Source organism: Bifidobacterium sp. LH_730, from assembly GCF_056355835.1.
In genome coordinates, this window is record NZ_JBKETB010000008.1 from 113,858 (window position 1) to 129,616 (window position 15,759).

The following is a 15,759-nucleotide window of genomic DNA, read 5'->3' on the forward strand; positions in this document are numbered from 1 at the left end:
CCGAATCCATATATTCAAATTCAAGTCCTACGCATAGAGGAGTGTGCCATGCCGGGATCGAATCTCACCCGCGTCGAAGCAAGCGAGCGCAAGTCCGTCGTCTCCGCGCCCATCCACTACCGGGTGTCGCTTGACCTGACCGTCGGACCGCGGACCTTCCGGTCCCTGACGACCATCAGCTTCGCGGCGGCCGAGGGCTCGTCCACCTTCCTCGATCTGATCGGGGACGAGGTGAGGTCCGTGACCCTCAACGGCGTGGAGCTCGATCCGTCCGAGGTCTTCGACGACAACCGCATCCTGCTGTCCGGCCTCAAGGCGTCCAACGAGGTCACCGTCGACGCGCTGTGCCGCTATTCCAACACCGGCGAGGGCCTGCACCGCTCCGTCGACCCCTCCGACGGCAACGTCTATCTGTATTCCCAGTTCGAGGTGCCCGACGCGCGCCGCGTCTACGCCGTCTTCGACCAGCCCGATCTCAAGGCCGTCTTCGATTTCTCGGTGCTCGCCCCCGAAAGCTGGATCGTCACGAGCAACATGCCGGCGGCCCGCGTCGAGTCCGACCCCCGCCGCACCGAGGAGGGCACGCTCGAGTCCAAGCCGGCCGAGGGCACGCGGATGTGGACCTTCGAGCCGACGCCGGTGATGAGCTCCTATCTGACCGCCATCTGCGCGGGCCCGTACGCCGAGTGGCACACCGAATACGCCAACGAGGACGGCCGCACCATCCCGATGGCGATGTATTGCCGTCAGGCCCTGGCCGAGGCCTTTGCCAAGGACGTCGACTATCTGTTCGACATCACCAAGAAGGGCTTCGCCTTCTACGCCAAGACCTGGGACGTGCCCTACCCCTACGCCAAGTACGACCAGATCTATGTGCCGGAATACAACGCGGGCGCCATGGAGAACATCGGCATGGTCACCATCCGCGACCAATATGTCTTCGAATCGAAGGTCACCGACGCGCTGGCCGAGCGCCGCGTCGTCACCGTCCTGCACGAGCTCGCCCACATGTGGTTCGGCGACTATGTGACGATGAAGTGGTGGAACGACCTGTGGCTCAACGAGTCCTTCGCCGAGTTCACCTCGACCCTCGCCACCGCCGAGGCCACCGAATGGCACGATGCCTGGGCGACGTTCTGCTCCGGCGAGAAAAGCTGGGCCCTGAGGCAAGACCAGCTGCCCACGACGCACCCGATCGTGGCCCCGATCAACGACCTCAACGACACCTACGTCAACTTCGACGGCATCACCTATGCCAAGGGCGCCTCCGTGCTGAAGCAGCTGGTCGCCTATGTCGGGCGCGAGCGTTTCTTCGAGGGCATCCACAACTACCTCGGCAAGCACGCCTATGCGAACGCCACGCTCGCCGACCTGCTGGCCGAGCTGGAGGAGACCTCCGGGCGCGATATGAAGGCGTGGAGCGCCAAGTGGCTCGAGGAGGCCGGCATCACCACGATCACGCCGAGCCTTGAGACCGCCGACGACGGCACGATCGCCTCGCTGACGCTCACGCAGAGCGCGCCCGCGGACCATCCGGTGCTGCGCCCGCACCGCCTCGCCCTCGGCTTCTATAACGAGGATCCGGCCACCGGGTCGATCGTGCGCACCGAGCGCATCGAGCTCGACGTGGATGGCGAGAGCACCGATGTCGCGGCCGCCGTCGGCAAGGCGCGGCCCGCCCTGCTGCTGGTCAACGACGACGACCTGACCTACACCAAGATCCGCTTCGACGAGCAGTCGCTGGCCTTCGCCGAGGAGAACCTGCACCGCTTCGACGACGCGCTCGCCCGTGCCGTCATCTGGCTCGCCTTCTGGGACATGACGCGCGACGGCGAGTTCCCCGCCGAGCGTTTCATCGATATGACGCTGCGTCTGCTCGCCCACGAGACCGAGTCCACCACCTTCCGCTACGCGCTGCGCTGCATGGACACCGCCGCGTGGCATTACACGCCGCGTGAGAGGCGCGACGGCATCGTGCGCCACGTCGCCGCGACGCTGTGGAAGTTGGCGAACGAGGCCGAGGCCGGTTCCGACAACCAGTTCCAGCTGGTCACCGCCTATCTGGGATACGGCGAGGAGGGTGACGCCGAGTTCGTCGCACATGCCAAGGGGCTTCGTTCCGGCGACGTCGCGCTCGACGGACTCGACATCGACAACAACCTGACCTGGTCCATCAACCGCGCGCTCGCGTCGGTCAACGAGATGAGCTGCGACGAGATCCTGGACGAGCTGGCGAAGAAGGAGACCACCGAGAACCGCGAGTTCGCGATGGGCGCCCGCGCCAGCAGGCCCACCGCCGATGCGAAGAGCTGGGCGTGGAACGAGGCGCTGCACAACCCCGACCTGACCAATATGCAGCTCGAGGCCGTGGCCGCGGGCTTCGCCTCCACCCCGCGCGCCGATCTCGCCGCGCCGTATGCGGAGAAGTATTTCAAGGCCGTCGACTGGATCTGGAAGAACAAGACCTTCCATATGGCCGAGGCCCTGCTCGAGGGGCTCTACCCGGTCTACGCCGATCCCGAGGATCTGGCGGAGATGGGCGGCGCGTGGCTCGAGGACCACGCCGACGCCGACAACGCGCTGCGCCGCATCGTCATCGAGAACGTCGAGTCCTCCCGCCGCACCCTGAAGGTGCGCGCTTGGAACGAAGCGCTGTAATAAGCGAGGGGATATGCCCGCCGATCCGGTCCGCATGGACCGGCGGTGGGCATCGTCGTTTACCGGGCGTGTCGACGTGGCGATTTGGGCAACATTTTGATTCCTCGGAACGCCGCCGGACGGCCCGATGATTACGATGGGACCCGATCGCAACGGTAACGGCGACGGATGGCCGCCTGACGGAGGAATGGGTATATATGCCGAAGATGTTTGGCACCGATGGGGTGCGTGGATTGGCGAACAGGGACCTGACGGCGCAACTGGCGCTTGATCTGGGAGACGCGGCGGTGCGCGTGCTCGGGGACAGCGGCTCCGACGGCGAGCAGTCCGGCGGGCGGCGCCGTGCTCTGGTCGGCCGCGATACGCGCGTGTCCGGCGATTTCCTTGCCGCGGCGTTGTCGGCGGGCATGTCCGCCGGCGGCTTCGATGTGATCGACGCGGGCATCATCCCCACCCCCGGCGTGGCCTATCTGACCTCCGTGCTCAATGTCGAGATGGGCGCCGTGATCTCGGCATCCCATAACCCGATGCCCGATAACGGCATCAAGTTCTTCGCCCGCGGCGGCTTCAAGCTGCCCGACGCCAAGGAGGACGAGATCGAGGCGGTGCTCGGCGCCGACTGGGAGCGCCCGACCGGCGCCGGCGTGGGGCGTATCTCGCATGACACGAAGACGGCCACCGACCTCTACATCGACCATCTGGTCGGCACCATCGCGCCGATCGGCAAGGACAAGACGCAGCCCAAGCCGCTTGCGGGCCTCAAGATCGTGGCCGACTGCGCCAACGGCGCCACCTCCGTCGTCGCCCCCGAGGCCTTGCGCCGCGCCGGCGCCGAGGTCGTCGTCATCAACGCCTCGCCGGACGGATACAACATCAACAAGCACGCCGGCTCCACCCATCCCGAGCAGCTGCAGGCCATGGTCAAGGCCTCCGATGCGGCCCTCGGCGTCGCCTTCGACGGCGATGCGGACCGCTGCCTGGCCGTGGACGAGGACGGCAACATGGTCAACGGCGACCAGATCATGGGCATCCTCGCGCGCGCCAAGAAGCGCGAAGGCAAGCTCAACCACGACACGCTGGTGGTCACCGTCATGAGCAATCTGGGCTTGAAGCTCGCGCTGAAGGACATGGGCATCACCACCGTGCAGACCGCCGTCGGCGACCGCTATGTGCTCGAGGAGATGCTCGCCCACGACTATTCGCTCGGCGGCGAGCAATCCGGACACGTCATCAACCGCGAGTTCGCCACCACCGGCGACGGCACCCTGACGGCCCTGACCCTGTGCAACGAGGTCGTGCGCTCCGGCCGCAGCCTCAAGGAACTGGCCGCGGACTTCCCGCAGCTGCCGCAGACGCTGGTCAACGTGCCGAACGTCGACAAGATGGCCGCCTCCACGAATGTCAAGGTGCAGGCCGCCGTCGAGGCCGAGGAGCGCCTGCTCGGCGACACCGGCCGCGTGCTGCTGCGCCCCTCCGGCACCGAGCCGCTGGTGCGCGTCATGGCCGAGGCCGCCACCCAGGAACAGGCCGACGAGGTCTGCGACCGCCTCGCCAAGGTCGTCGCCGACGAACTCGCCCTCTGATTCAATTCGCAAGGAATACGTTATGTTTAACAAGAACCCCAAGGTCGACCTCGAGCTGAACCGCGAGGTCGAGCACTTCCTCAAGGAGGAAGGCGGCAAGGAGGGCATTCTGCCCATCGTCCAGGCCGGCGAACCCGTGCTGCGCCAGAAGTGCGCGCCATACACCGGCCAATTGAGCAAGCGCACGCTGGCCAAGCTCATCGAGGCCATGCGCACCACCATGCTCGAGGCCCCGGGCGTGGGCCTGGCCGGGCCGCAGATCGGCCTAGGGCTGGCGCTTGCCGTCGTCGAGGACCATGTGCGCGACGATGACCAGGACGACCCGCGCGAGGTCGGCGAGTTCCCATTCCATGTCATCCTCAATCCGCGCTACACGCCGGTGGGCGACGCCACGCGCAGCTTCTACGAAGGCTGCCTGAGCTTCGACGGTTATCAGGCCGTGCGCCGCCGCTGGCTCGACATCGACGCCGAATGGGATGACGAGGAGGGCGCGCACCACAAGGAGCGGCTGCATGGCTGGCCGGCGCGCATCTTCCAGCACGAAACCGATCATCTGAGCGGCGAACTCTACATCGACCAGGCCGAGATCCGCTCGCTGACCACCAACGAGAACCTCGAGGACTACTGGTGCGAGGATCCCGTGCCCACCGCGGCCGCCGAGGGACTCGGCTTCAAGCTATGAGCGAACCCTGGCTCGAAGAAGCCAAGGAGGATGTGGCGGCATGGGCCGGCGCCATGCCCGTCGATGCCGATGGCGCGCCCATTGACTGGGATTGGGTGCGGGGCCTCGACTTCGCGGGCGGTTTGGGCGTCGGCGTGGATGCCGGGGCGCTCGATGGCGCCGACTGGCCCACGGCCGGACCGGTGCGTGACGCCATGTCGCTGCATGACGCGCTGAAGGCCGACTACGCGGTGCGAGACCGGCTCGAGGCGATCATCGCGCAATGTTCCACGGCCTTCATGGGTGACTTCGACCGGCTCATCCCCTCCTATCGGCTGGCGCGTGCGATGGCCTATGCGAACCGTCGCCTCGCCGACGAGATCCGGTTGCTGCTCGAACTCGGTGTGCGGCGGGGCGTATGGCGCATGAGCCGCGAACGGCGGGGAAGGGCGTTCGCCGTCGTGCTCGCGTCCGTCGATGGCGATGCCGGCACGGTGCCGCTCGATGACATCCAGGACCGCACCGCCGAAATCGTCAACGCCCGCGCCGAGCGGCGCAAGACACGACGCGCGGGACGACGCGGCGGCGAGCAATTGTTGGCGGCGGCGAATCTTGGTGCCTCGATCTCCTCGTCCTCGGCGGCAAGCCACGCCGCGGGGACGGGCGCGGCGGCCTCCTCCGCACCGTCCGGTGCGCGTCGGGCCTCATCCACGGATTGGCGCGACGTCTACCTTCCCGGCCGCGACATCGACCAAGTGCTGGGCATCGATATCGAAACGACCGGCACCGATCCGGCGCGTGACTATATCATCGACGTCGGCTTCGAATACATGAACATGGCCTCGCCGCGCCCCGCCGACCAAGCGGGGGATTATGCCTATGAGGAGAGCGGATATCAATCCGGCGACGCCTACGGGCAGGCCCGGCTGCCCTTCGGCGTCACTGACACGGCCGCGCGGCTCGGCAACCCCTTCATCGCCCAGCTGACCGGCATCGATGTGACGGAACGCAGCGCCGCCCAAGGCGGATTTCGTCTCTTCGACGAATGGCCCGCGGCACAGCGCGGACTACTGGTCCGGCTCACGCAGCAGCCATATGTCGCGCATAACGCGACCTTCGAACACGGCTTCTTCATGCTCAACGTCGCCGGATACGCCGAGGCGTGGCGCGCGGGCGATATCACCATCATCGACACGCTGCCGATGAGCCGTCGCTGGGATCCGGGCTCCGAACCCGACAAGGCGCATCCCTACGGCGACAATACGCTCGACGCCTACGCCAAGCGGCAGGGCGCCCTGCCGGCCGACGGCGCCGAACGCCATCTGGGGCTTGAGGACGCGCATATCATGCTTGTCGCCATGAAACGGCATCTCGCGTCGTTGCGGGCCGAGGGGCGCGGACCATGGGGAGCCGGCGGGCGCTCCGGCGTCGGCGGCAAGCGCTGCGGACGGCGCTGACCGGCTGTTTCCAACGGAAACGCCCCGATGCATTCCGGCCATAGCGGAACGCATCGGGGCGCGTGGGGAGGGCGGTTCTGAAGCACCGCCCTCCTGCGGCATATGCGCAGCGAGCTCACTCGAAGGGATACTTAAGCCCCCACTCACCGCGAATCCCGTCCATCAGCTTCATAATGCGCAGCGTCTCGGCATGCGGCATCTCCTCGCATTCCGTCTTGCCGTCGAGCAGGGCGTTCGCAGCGGCGGCGACCTCGTATTCGTAGCCGGTCAGCTGGGCCGGCACCTCGACGCGGCGCACCCGCTCATGGTCTTTGTTATAGACATCCACCCACTGCACGTTGTTGATGTTCTCGCACACCAGATAGCCCTCGGTGCCCCAGACATAGCCGCCGCGGTCGGAGGCGGCGGTCATCGCCGAGGCCGCCACGCCCATCACGCCGTCCTCGTAGAGGATCGTCGTGGAATTCTGCTCGTCGACCCCGGTCTCATACGGCGTCATCACCGTCGAAATCGACCTGATGGCGCGGCCATGCGCCTCGCCGATGGCCATGTCGAGGAAGTTGAGCGGATAGACGCCCACGTCGAGCAGCGCGCCGCCCGCCAGCGCCGGGTCGGTCATGCGCGCCTTGCCGGACACCGGATAGCACAGGTTCGCGCTCGCCGAACGCACCTGGCCGATCTCGCCCGAGGCGATGATTTCGTCGATGATGCCGCGGGAGGGCATGTAGCGAGTCCAGATCGCCTCGGCGCACAGCATCCCGGTCTCCTTGGAGACGACGAGCGTCTCCTCGGCCTGCGCGGCGTTCGCCGTGAACGACTTCTCGACCAGCACGTTCTTGCCGGCGCGCATCATCGCGATGGCCTGCTCGGCATGCAGATTGTGCGGGGTGGCGATATAGACCAGATCGACGTCTGGGTCGGCGGCCAGCTCCTCGTAGGAACCATAGGAAACAGGGAAACCATATTGCGCGGCGAAGGCGGCCGCCCGCTCCCCGTCGCGCGCCGCCACCGCATAGGGGGCGATCCAATCGGCATACCGGGGGTCGGCGGCCATCTTCACGAGGGTCTCCGCCATCGCATGCGCGATGCGGCCCGCGCCCAATATCGCCACATTGACCTTGAGGCCGTTCGCCTGCGCCTCGGCGCGCTTGCCATTGAGTCGTCCCATCATTCCTCCTTGAATAGGCGTCGCTTGAGCCAGACCATCATATAACGACGGACGAGCCTGCGGATGAATCGGCGCCATGGCGCAACGGCGCGGATCGAGCGCAGCGGGTCGGCGGCCCGCTTGTCATATGCGCCGGATAGAACGAAGGCATGCAATGCGAGATGTCCCGACGCGCCCGCGAGGCGCAGCCCTTCCGCGCCATGGTGTTCGGCGAGCAGGCCGACCGCATGATCGCCTCCGGAATCGATGTGGTCAAGCTGAGCCTGGGGGAGCCCGACTTCGGGGCGCCGCCCGCCGTGCGCGACGCGATGCGCGGGCAATACGACGGGCGCGCCCTGCCCTATACCGCGGCCTTCGGCCTGCCCGAGCTGCGTGAGGCCATCGCGGGCTTCTACCGCGACCGGCATGGCCTCGACATCGACCCGAAGCGCATCATCGTCACCGCGGGCGGTTCCGCCGCTCTGCTGCTGGCCACCGCGCTGACCGTCGATCCGGGCGACGAAGTCATCGTGGCCGACCCGTCGTATCCCTGCAACCGGGAGCTCATCCGCAGCTTCGAAGGTCGCGTCGTGGACGTGCCCACCAGCGCGGCGACGCGCTTCCATCTGACGCCGGAGCTCGTCGACGCGCATTGGTCGGCGCGCACCAAGGCCGTGATGGTCACCTCGCCGTCCAACCCCACCGGCACCACCATCGACTTCGACGTGCTGCACGGGGTATACGCGCTGGCGGCGGCGCGCGGCGCATGGCGCATCGTCGACGAAACCTATCTCGATCTGGCCGACCGCGGCGCGGACGGCGCCGAGGTGCGTTCCGTGCTCGCTTGCGATCCCGGCGCCATCGTGTGCAACAGCTTCTCCAAGTTCTTCGGCATGACCGGATGGCGTCTGGGATGGGCCGTGCTGCCCGACGACGACGCGGTACTGGAGGCCGTCGACGACCTGGCCACGAACTACTTCCTGTGTGCCCACACGCCCACGCAGCATGCCGCGCTCGCCTGCTTCACGCCGGAGAGTCTGGCCGAATGCGAGCGCCGCCGCCTTGAGCTGCTGGAGCGCCGCCGCATTGTGCTCGATGGTCTGGCCCGCATCGGCCTGCCCGTCGAGGTCGAGCCCAACGGGGCCTTCTACGCCTATTTCAGTGTCGCCGGCACGGGTCTGGATGCCTGGACCTTCTGCGAACGCGCGTTGGAGGAGGCGCATGTCGCCCTGACACCGGGGCGTGACTTCGGCGCCGCCACGGCCGACACGCATGTGCGCCTGTCCTACGCCGCCTCCCGCGAAGCACTGGCGGAGGGACTCGACCGTCTCGGGTGTTTCGTCGCGGCGCTGTGAGCCGTCCGCGCCGTTGCCCTGCCGTCCTTGCCGCGTCGTGAGAAACCATTCGTCCTGTGGCGGAAGGCCGCCGTGCCGCATCGTCGTTTCCGATACCATGGAAATAGTGTGAAACCCGGCGACGGCGCGACGCGGCGACGAAGCCGGGGCGATGCCGTCCGATGACGGCGGGCAAGCGGGGTGAGGTCCATGACGACGGCACAGAAGCAGGTCGAGCAGCGGGCGCTTGCCATCGGTCTCGTCTGCAACGCCGTCATGGGTGGGGCCGGCATGGCCGTCTATTTCGTCACCGGACTGCGCGCCGTTTTCCTTGACGGCGTCTTCACGTTGATCGCCTTGGTCTCCGGGTTCGTGGCGCTGGTCGTCTCCAGGCGCTCCGCCCGCACCACGGACCGCTTCCCCAACGGCTTCTTCGCGCTGGAACCGCTCTATGCCATCGTCAAGGCCGTCTTCACGCTGGCCTTGCTGGTGTTCTCGGTGCTTTCCGTGACCCAGTCCGCGTGGGAATACTGGCATCATGGCTGGGGCGAGGCGCTCGAATTCGGTCCCGTCGTGTGGTATGAGCTCGTCATGGTCGTCATCTGCGTGTGTCTGGTGCTCGTCTATCGCCATGAGAACGCGCGCATCCGCCGGGCCAGCACGATGCTCGCCGCCGAGGCGCGCACCACGCTCGTCGACGGCATCGTCTCCGGCGGCATCGGCGTCGCGGCCCTGGCACTGACCTTCGTGCCGCTTGACTCGCCGGTCGGTTGGCTCAACTACACCGGCGATTTCTTCATCACGATTACACTGGTGGCCATATCCGTGCGCGAACCGATCGGCGTGCTCCGCGACGCCTTCGTCGAGCTGCTCGGGGGGCTGGTCGTCGACGAACGCACCACCGACTTCATCGACACGGCCGCCCGCGTGCATCTGCCCGGCGGCACGCGCCTGAACCACACGCATGTGTTCAAGAAGGGCATGAGCTTCACCGTCGACGTCTACCTCGACTGCGAGGACGACATGATCGACATCACGCATCTGATGGGCAGCAAACGGCGCATGGAAGCGGCCTTGGCAAGGCGTTTCCCGATCATCGACGTCAACTTCATCTTCGACTGAGCGTCCTGGGTTCCGGCGCAGATCATGGCCGTGGATACACTTGGGGCCTGTGGCAGGCGCGAAAACGAAGGAAACCGGTGGCGAGGCGAACCCCGGGCGGTATGAGCGGGGGAGCCGGTCGTACATCATGTCGCGCATCCGGGGCAAGGACACCTCGATCGAGGTGATGACGCGCTCCTATCTGTTCCGTCGCGGCCTGCGTTTCCGCAAGAACGACAAGCGCTATCCAGGCCATCCCGACATCGTGCTGCCGCGGTGGAAGACGATCGTTTTCATCAACGGGTGCTTCTGGCATATGCACGAGGGATGCGCACACGCGAGAGTGCCCAAATCGAACGTCGAGTTCTGGACGGCCAAGCTGGCGCGCAATCGTGAGCGCGACATCCGTCAGCATGCCGAGCTTGAGGCCGCTGGCTGGCGTGTCATCGTGGTCTGGGAATGCGAATTGGGGCGCAAGGCCGACCGCGAGGCGCGGCTTGAACGGCTCTATGGGCAGATCGTTGGGACCGATGATAAGCGAGCTGCCACGCTGGCAGTGGAACCGACGGATTGACGCCGCTGCTGTCCGTGGCATGGCAGCCTGTCCATCGGTCTTAGATATAGAGCCCCTCCACCACGCGCCGCAGTTCCTGGGGCATGGGAATCGTCGGGTCGATGGTGGCGTTGTTCAGGTGAGTCTGCGCATATTCTCCGCGATACGTCGACGGTGTCAGTCCTGTGGCCTTCTTGAACTGTTTGATGAAATTGCGACTGTCGTTGAAGTGCGAGTACCGGGCGACCTTTGCGATGGGGAAGTCGGTGCGTACCAGCAACACCTTCGCGGTTTCGATGCGCATGCTGGACAGCCAGTCGCGTAGGTTCATCCCGCGTTCCTGACGGAACAGGCGGCTTAGATAATCCGGATTCATGCGGAATTGGTCGGCTATTGCCGTGACCGTCAAATCGGCTGACATATGCGCTCGGATCCACTCGACGATCGGTGCCGTGCGCCGCCCATCCATGCTCTCGCTGTCCGGGTCCGTCTCGCTCAGTCCCTCCAGCCAGTCATGCGACAGCTCGACGAGGGCCGCCGCCGCAAGGAAATCGTTGCCACGCTGGGAATACCGGTATTGGTTGGAGAGCGAGAGCAGGTTACGCAGGGCCAGGACGATGCGATTGGGATGCCGGATATGGAAACGCTCGGGAAGGATGCACAGATTGTTGGCGTCGGGACAGTATCCGCGTTGCCTCACATGCATCAAGGTCTGCCGCAGCAGCGAGTCCATATCGATCGTCTCGTCGGCATCCACGCCTTCCGGATCGGAATGTCGGTTTTGGATACTTGATTGAGGTGTCAGGACACCTGTGTGCCAGAGCCCCACGCAATGCATCCATAGAAAGTCCACGGGCTCGCCGGTTTTGCCGGCGCCTCTGCCTTTGGCGCCTGGCGGCAGGGTCACGCAGGTGCCAGGGGAGATTCGCACGGTGTGCTCGGAGCCGTCATTGACATTGAAAACCAAGTCAAAATGCCCTTTTAAGCCAATGATGAACTCAAAATCGTTTTCATGCAGGAAACGGTTGTGCGTCCATCCTGGTTCGCTGGTGAATTCGCCCGCCTTGTAGAAGAACAGCGGAGCGGCCAAGTCGATGGCATATGCCCTCATATCGTCACCTCGATGTGTTTCAAAGTCGGAACTTGACACCATTATGCCATATCGGTACCTCTGGATGCTTCGTATCGTATGAATCACTGGCCTTGGAATCGACATGGATCCGAGGCCGGGCGTCGAACGACAATGACGTGGAACATCAACGGAGATATGGAGGAAAAATGAATCTCAAGCGTACTCTTGCCGCGGCCGCATCGTTTGCCATGCTGGCGGGACTGGCCGCCTGCGGATCGTCGAACGCACAGGATGACAAGACCATCGAGTTCTGGGATCCGTACCCGCAGAAGACCGCGGACAGCACTTGGGGGGCGTTCGTCAAGAAATGCGCGCCCGAGGGATATAGCATCAAGCGCGTCGCCTATCCGCAGTCGGATCTGCTCAACAACCTGACCACCGCCGTCAAGGCGGGCAATGCCCCGCAGATCGCCCTGATCGACAATCCGAAGATGCCCACGGCGGTGGATGCCGGATTGGTCACGGACATCAAGGCGGCAGGCGTGAGCACGGACGGCTTCGACGAGAACATCGAGGGCCCCGGAATCGTGGATGGCACGCAGTACGGTTTGGCCTATGGCGTGAACACCCTTGGTCTGTGGTACAACCCCGAGGTACTGGACAAGGCGGGCGTCGATCCGGCCTCCGTCACCGACTGGGACTCCCTGAACGACGCGATCAAGAAGGTCGTCGACTCCGGCGCCAAGGGCATCACCTTCGCCGGCGTCTCCGGCGAGGAGGGCGTGTTCCAGTTCCAGCCTTGGCTGTGGGGCGCCGATGGCGACATGACCAAGCCCGATGGGCAAGGCTATAAGGACGCCCTCGATCTCGTCTCCGGCTGGGTGAAGAACGGCTGGGCGCCCAAGTCGGCCACCACCGACAACCAGTCTGCCGCCTGGGATCTGTTCCTGACCGGCGAGTATGGCTTCGCCGAGAACGGCTCTTGGCAGGCCGACACGGCCAAGGGCAAGGGATACAAGATGATTCCGATTCCGGCCAAGGATGGCGGCGCCGCGCCGGTGCCCACCGGCGGCGAGTTCATCACCATGCCCACGCAGAAGAAGGAGAACGCCGAGAAGACCAAGGCCACCGTCGAGGTCATCCAGTGCCTGACCGGCAGCGACGAGAATCTTAAGAAAACCGCTGATGAGATGAGCTACTTCGCAGCGAAGAAGGAGGTGCGTGAGCAGCAGGAGGCGGAGAACGACATGTGGTCCATGTGGGCCGATTCCGTCGACGCGGCCCAGGGGCGCACCACCAAGCTGGGACTCGACTATGAGGAGGCCTCCGCGCAGGTCTCCGAGGATCTGCAGGCCGCTTTGAACCAGAAGTGAGTCGCATCCCGCGATGAATCCGGGCGCCCGTCATCGGACGTATGCCGATGATCGGAGCGCCCGATCTTCCCGGAGTCGTCTCGCTCCCACCCCCTCGCCATTCCAGGATCTTGTGCAAGAAACGGAAACCATGAATATGACAAGTGCAACCATCCAACCGGCCGAACGGCAACGGCGTGGAATCAAGCGCACCACATGGGCGCTGATCGGTTTCGCCGCTCCGCTGGTGATCTATATGGCGGTGTTCTACATCGCCCCGCTTATCCAGAACATCTCGATGAGTCTGCATCGCTTCACCCGCCGCACCTTCGTCACCGGCGACGCTCCGTGGTCCGGCATCGAAGTCTATCGTGAGGTGCTTGCCTCTCCCGATTTTTGGTCGACGCTGGCGCAAACGATGATCTTCACCATCGTTTCCATTGTCTTCCAGTATTCGATCGGCTTGGCGTTGGCGGTGTTCTTCAACCAGCATTTCAAGCTCTCGGGCGTGCTGCGCGGCGCGTTCCTCGTGCCGTGGCTGCTGCCGCCGATGATCTCCGGCACCATCTGGCAGTGGATGATGGACGCCGATTCGGGCATCATCAACAAATTCATCGGCATGTTCGGCGCCGACCCGGTGTGGTGGCTTCAGGCGGATAATTCCCTGTGGGCCGTGATCATCGCGAACATCTGGCTGGGCATCCCGTTCAACCTGGTGATCCTGTATTCGGGCCTGCAGAACATCAACGTGGATCTGTACGAGGCGGCCTCGCTCGATGGGTGCAACGCATGGCAGCGCTTCTGGAGGATCACCTTCCCGCTTCTGAAGCCCGTGACGATGATCACGCTGCTGCTCGGCTTCGTCTACACCCTCAAGGTGGTCGACATCATCTGGATCATGACCAAGGGTGGCGGCACCTCGCGCACGTTGGCTACATGGGCCTATGAGATGGCCTTCGGCAAGGGCAATTCGTCCGTGATCCGGTATTCGGAGGCGTCCGTCGTGGGCACCATCCTGATTGTCATCGCCCTGATATTCGCGTTCGTCTATCTGTGGGCGCAGCGCAACGACGAGGAAGGCAAGTGATATGAAGCATCGTTCGACTTGGTGGAAGACGGTCCTGGGCCTTGTGCTCACGCTGCTCATGCTGTTCCCGGTGTATTGGATGATCAACATCGCGTTCACCGACCGCTCGGCCATCCGTTCGGGCGACCTGTGGCCCAGGGCGTTCACCACCGAGAATTTCTCCCGCGCGTTGGCCGACCAGCTGCCCTACCTCGGCACCTCGCTGCTCATCGCGTTCGGCGTCGTCGTCTTCACGCTGCTGATCGCGTTGCCTTCCAGCTACGCCATCGCCATCCTCATGCGCCGGGGCCGCAGGACCATCAACTTCCTGTTGATCGTGGCGCAGATGATCCCGGCGGTGGTCATGGCCCTGGGCTTCTATCAGATCTTCAATCAAATCGGTATGCTTGATTCGATTCCGGGTCTGATCGTGGCGGACTCGACGGTGGCGGTGCCCTTCGCGGTGATGCTGCTGAGCTCGTTCATGATGGGCATGCCCCGTTCGCTGATCGAGGCGGCCGAGATCGACGGGGCGAACCGTTGGATGGTGTTCACGAAGATCGTGGTGCCATTGTCTCGCAACTCGATCGTGACGACCTCGCTGTTCAGCTTCCTGTGGGCCTGGAGCGACTTCATGTTCGCCTCGACCCTCGACGCCGGGGGCGGGGCCATGCGCCCCATCACCATGGGTTTGTACGACTACATCGGCGCGCAGAACCAGGAATGGGGTCCGATGATGGCCACCGCCGTCATCGCCTCCGTGCCCACCGCGTTGATGCTCATCGTGGCGCAGAAGTACGTGGCCGCGGGCGTGACCGCCGGCGCCATCAAGGACTGACCCGACCCATCCCCCGCACGACTGACATACGCAAAACGAAAAAGGAGCCCATGATGACCCCCATCACCTTCGCCGTCGACGGCGACGCCTTGACCTGGACCGGGGACGGCGAGTACCTGCGCGTCGAGCCTTGGGGCGCCGACAGCGTGCGCGTGCGATCGGCACACATGCACGAGCCCGGGAAACCCGAGTGGGCGCTGCTCCCCGAGGCACCCGCTCCCTCGCCCGACGCCCGCGTGACCATCGACGAGGAGCATGGCACGGCCGAGGTGCGCAACGGGCGCATCGTCGTGCGGGCCACCGCCACCGGCGGCGTGTACGCCGGGTCGGGCTACGAGGAGCCCCGCTGCGCGCTGTCCTTCCACGACGCCGACGGACGCGAACTGTTCCGCGAGGCGGCGCGCGGAGGATCGCTCAACCTGCACGCCCGCCGCTTCACCCCGATCACCGGCGGCGAGACGGCCGTCACCGCGTCCTTCGCCACGCCCGCGGACGAGCGGCTGCACGGCATGGGCGAGTACCAGCAGGACATCCTGGACCTCAAGGGCTGCACGCTCGAGCTGGCGCACCGCAACTCGCAGGCCTCGGTACCCTTCGTGGTCTCCTCCGCGGGCTACGGCTTCCTGTGGAACAACCCGGCCATCGGACGGGTGACCTTCGGAAAGAACCGCACCGAATGGCGGGCCGACGCGACCCGCCAGCTCGACTACTGGGTGACCGCGGGCGCCACGCCCGCCGCGATCATGGAACGGTACGCCGACGTGACCGGCCACGCGCCCGCGATGCCCGAGTGGGGCCTGGGCTTCTGGCAGTGCAAGCTGCGCTACTGGAACCAGGGGCAGCTGCTCGACGTGGCGCGCGAGTTCAAGCGCCGCGGCATCCCGCTCGACCTGATCGTCGTGGACTTCTTCCACTGGCCGCACATGGGCGACTTCCG

General features: G+C 65.2%; 13 protein-coding genes. 11 read left to right on the forward strand and 2 right to left on the reverse strand.

Annotated elements, in window-relative coordinates; genetic code table 11:
- Nucleotides 1-48: 48 nt before the first annotated feature.
- From pepN to AC1AUD_RS10045, 4 genes are all read left to right on the forward strand, one after another.
- Complete coding sequence (gene pepN / locus AC1AUD_RS10030) at nucleotides 49-2,658, forward strand: aminopeptidase N (protein WP_476574214.1); 2,610 nt, start codon at nucleotides 49-51, stop codon at nucleotides 2,656-2,658.
- Nucleotides 2,659-2,855: 197 nt separating this feature from the next.
- Nucleotides 2,856-4,241 (forward strand): phosphoglucosamine mutase, encoded by a 1,386-nt coding sequence (glmM, locus tag AC1AUD_RS10035; protein WP_476574215.1) that lies wholly within the window; start codon nucleotides 2,856-2,858, stop codon nucleotides 4,239-4,241.
- A 22-nt stretch (nucleotides 4,242-4,263) separates the two neighbouring features.
- On the forward strand, nucleotides 4,264-4,923 hold the full coding sequence (locus tag AC1AUD_RS10040; protein ID WP_476574216.1) for a peptide deformylase: 660 nt from the start codon (nucleotides 4,264-4,266) through the stop codon (nucleotides 4,921-4,923).
- Nucleotides 4,920-6,359 (forward strand): PolC-type DNA polymerase III domain-containing protein, encoded by a 1,440-nt coding sequence (locus AC1AUD_RS10045; protein ID WP_476574217.1) that lies wholly within the window; start codon nucleotides 4,920-4,922, stop codon nucleotides 6,357-6,359. Before AC1AUD_RS10040 ends, AC1AUD_RS10045 begins: the two co-directional genes overlap by 4 nt.
- A gap of 115 nt (nucleotides 6,360-6,474) precedes the next feature.
- On the opposite strand, the gene AC1AUD_RS10050 is transcribed toward AC1AUD_RS10045, so the two are convergent.
- Nucleotides 6,475-7,527 (reverse strand): Gfo/Idh/MocA family protein, encoded by a 1,053-nt coding sequence (locus AC1AUD_RS10050; RefSeq protein ID WP_476574227.1) that lies wholly within the window; start codon nucleotides 7,525-7,527, stop codon nucleotides 6,475-6,477.
- A gap of 161 nt (nucleotides 7,528-7,688) precedes the next feature.
- On the opposite strand from AC1AUD_RS10050, the gene AC1AUD_RS10055 reads away from it, so the two are divergent.
- The 3 genes from AC1AUD_RS10055 (at nucleotide 7,689) to AC1AUD_RS10065 (ending at nucleotide 10,515) form a co-directional block, all read left to right on the forward strand.
- Nucleotides 7,689-8,861: an aminotransferase class I/II-fold pyridoxal phosphate-dependent enzyme gene (locus AC1AUD_RS10055; RefSeq protein WP_476574218.1), complete on the forward strand. Its 1,173-nt coding sequence runs from the start codon at nucleotides 7,689-7,691 to the stop codon at nucleotides 8,859-8,861.
- A 189-nt stretch (nucleotides 8,862-9,050) separates the two neighbouring features.
- The gene (locus tag AC1AUD_RS10060) at nucleotides 9,051-9,962 is read left to right on the forward strand and encodes a cation efflux transmembrane domain-containing protein (protein WP_476574219.1); all 912 of its coding nucleotides are present in this window, start codon (nucleotides 9,051-9,053) and stop codon (nucleotides 9,960-9,962) included.
- Nucleotides 9,963-10,011: 49 nt separating this feature from the next.
- Nucleotides 10,012-10,515, forward strand: coding sequence for a very short patch repair endonuclease (locus AC1AUD_RS10065; RefSeq protein WP_476574220.1), 504 nt, complete (start codon nucleotides 10,012-10,014; stop codon nucleotides 10,513-10,515).
- Between the two features lie 40 nt (nucleotides 10,516-10,555).
- Here the strand turns inward: AC1AUD_RS10065 and AC1AUD_RS10070 are convergent, their stop codons facing one another.
- Entirely contained in the window at nucleotides 10,556-11,605 is a 1,050-nt protein-coding gene (locus tag AC1AUD_RS10070; RefSeq protein WP_476574221.1) for a helix-turn-helix domain-containing protein, read from the reverse strand.
- Between the two features lie 167 nt (nucleotides 11,606-11,772).
- Here AC1AUD_RS10070 and AC1AUD_RS10075 point away from each other — a divergent pair, with 167 nt between their 5' ends.
- The 4 genes from AC1AUD_RS10075 to AC1AUD_RS10090 all read left to right on the forward strand — a co-directional run.
- Nucleotides 11,773-12,939: an ABC transporter substrate-binding protein gene (locus tag AC1AUD_RS10075; RefSeq protein WP_476574222.1), complete on the forward strand. Its 1,167-nt coding sequence runs from the start codon at nucleotides 11,773-11,775 to the stop codon at nucleotides 12,937-12,939.
- A gap of 136 nt (nucleotides 12,940-13,075) precedes the next feature.
- Nucleotides 13,076-14,005, forward strand: a complete 930-nt coding sequence (locus AC1AUD_RS10080) for a carbohydrate ABC transporter permease (RefSeq protein WP_476574223.1) — start codon at nucleotides 13,076-13,078, stop codon at nucleotides 14,003-14,005.
- A 1-nt stretch (nucleotide 14,006) separates the two neighbouring features.
- Nucleotides 14,007-14,822 carry a carbohydrate ABC transporter permease gene (locus AC1AUD_RS10085; RefSeq protein WP_476574224.1) on the forward strand — a complete coding sequence of 272 codons (816 nt, stop codon included), beginning with the start codon at nucleotides 14,007-14,009 and terminating at the stop codon, nucleotides 14,820-14,822.
- Between the two features lie 50 nt (nucleotides 14,823-14,872).
- A partial coding sequence (locus tag AC1AUD_RS10090; protein WP_476574225.1) for a TIM-barrel domain-containing protein occupies nucleotides 14,873-15,759 on the forward strand: 887 nt, incomplete at its 3' end.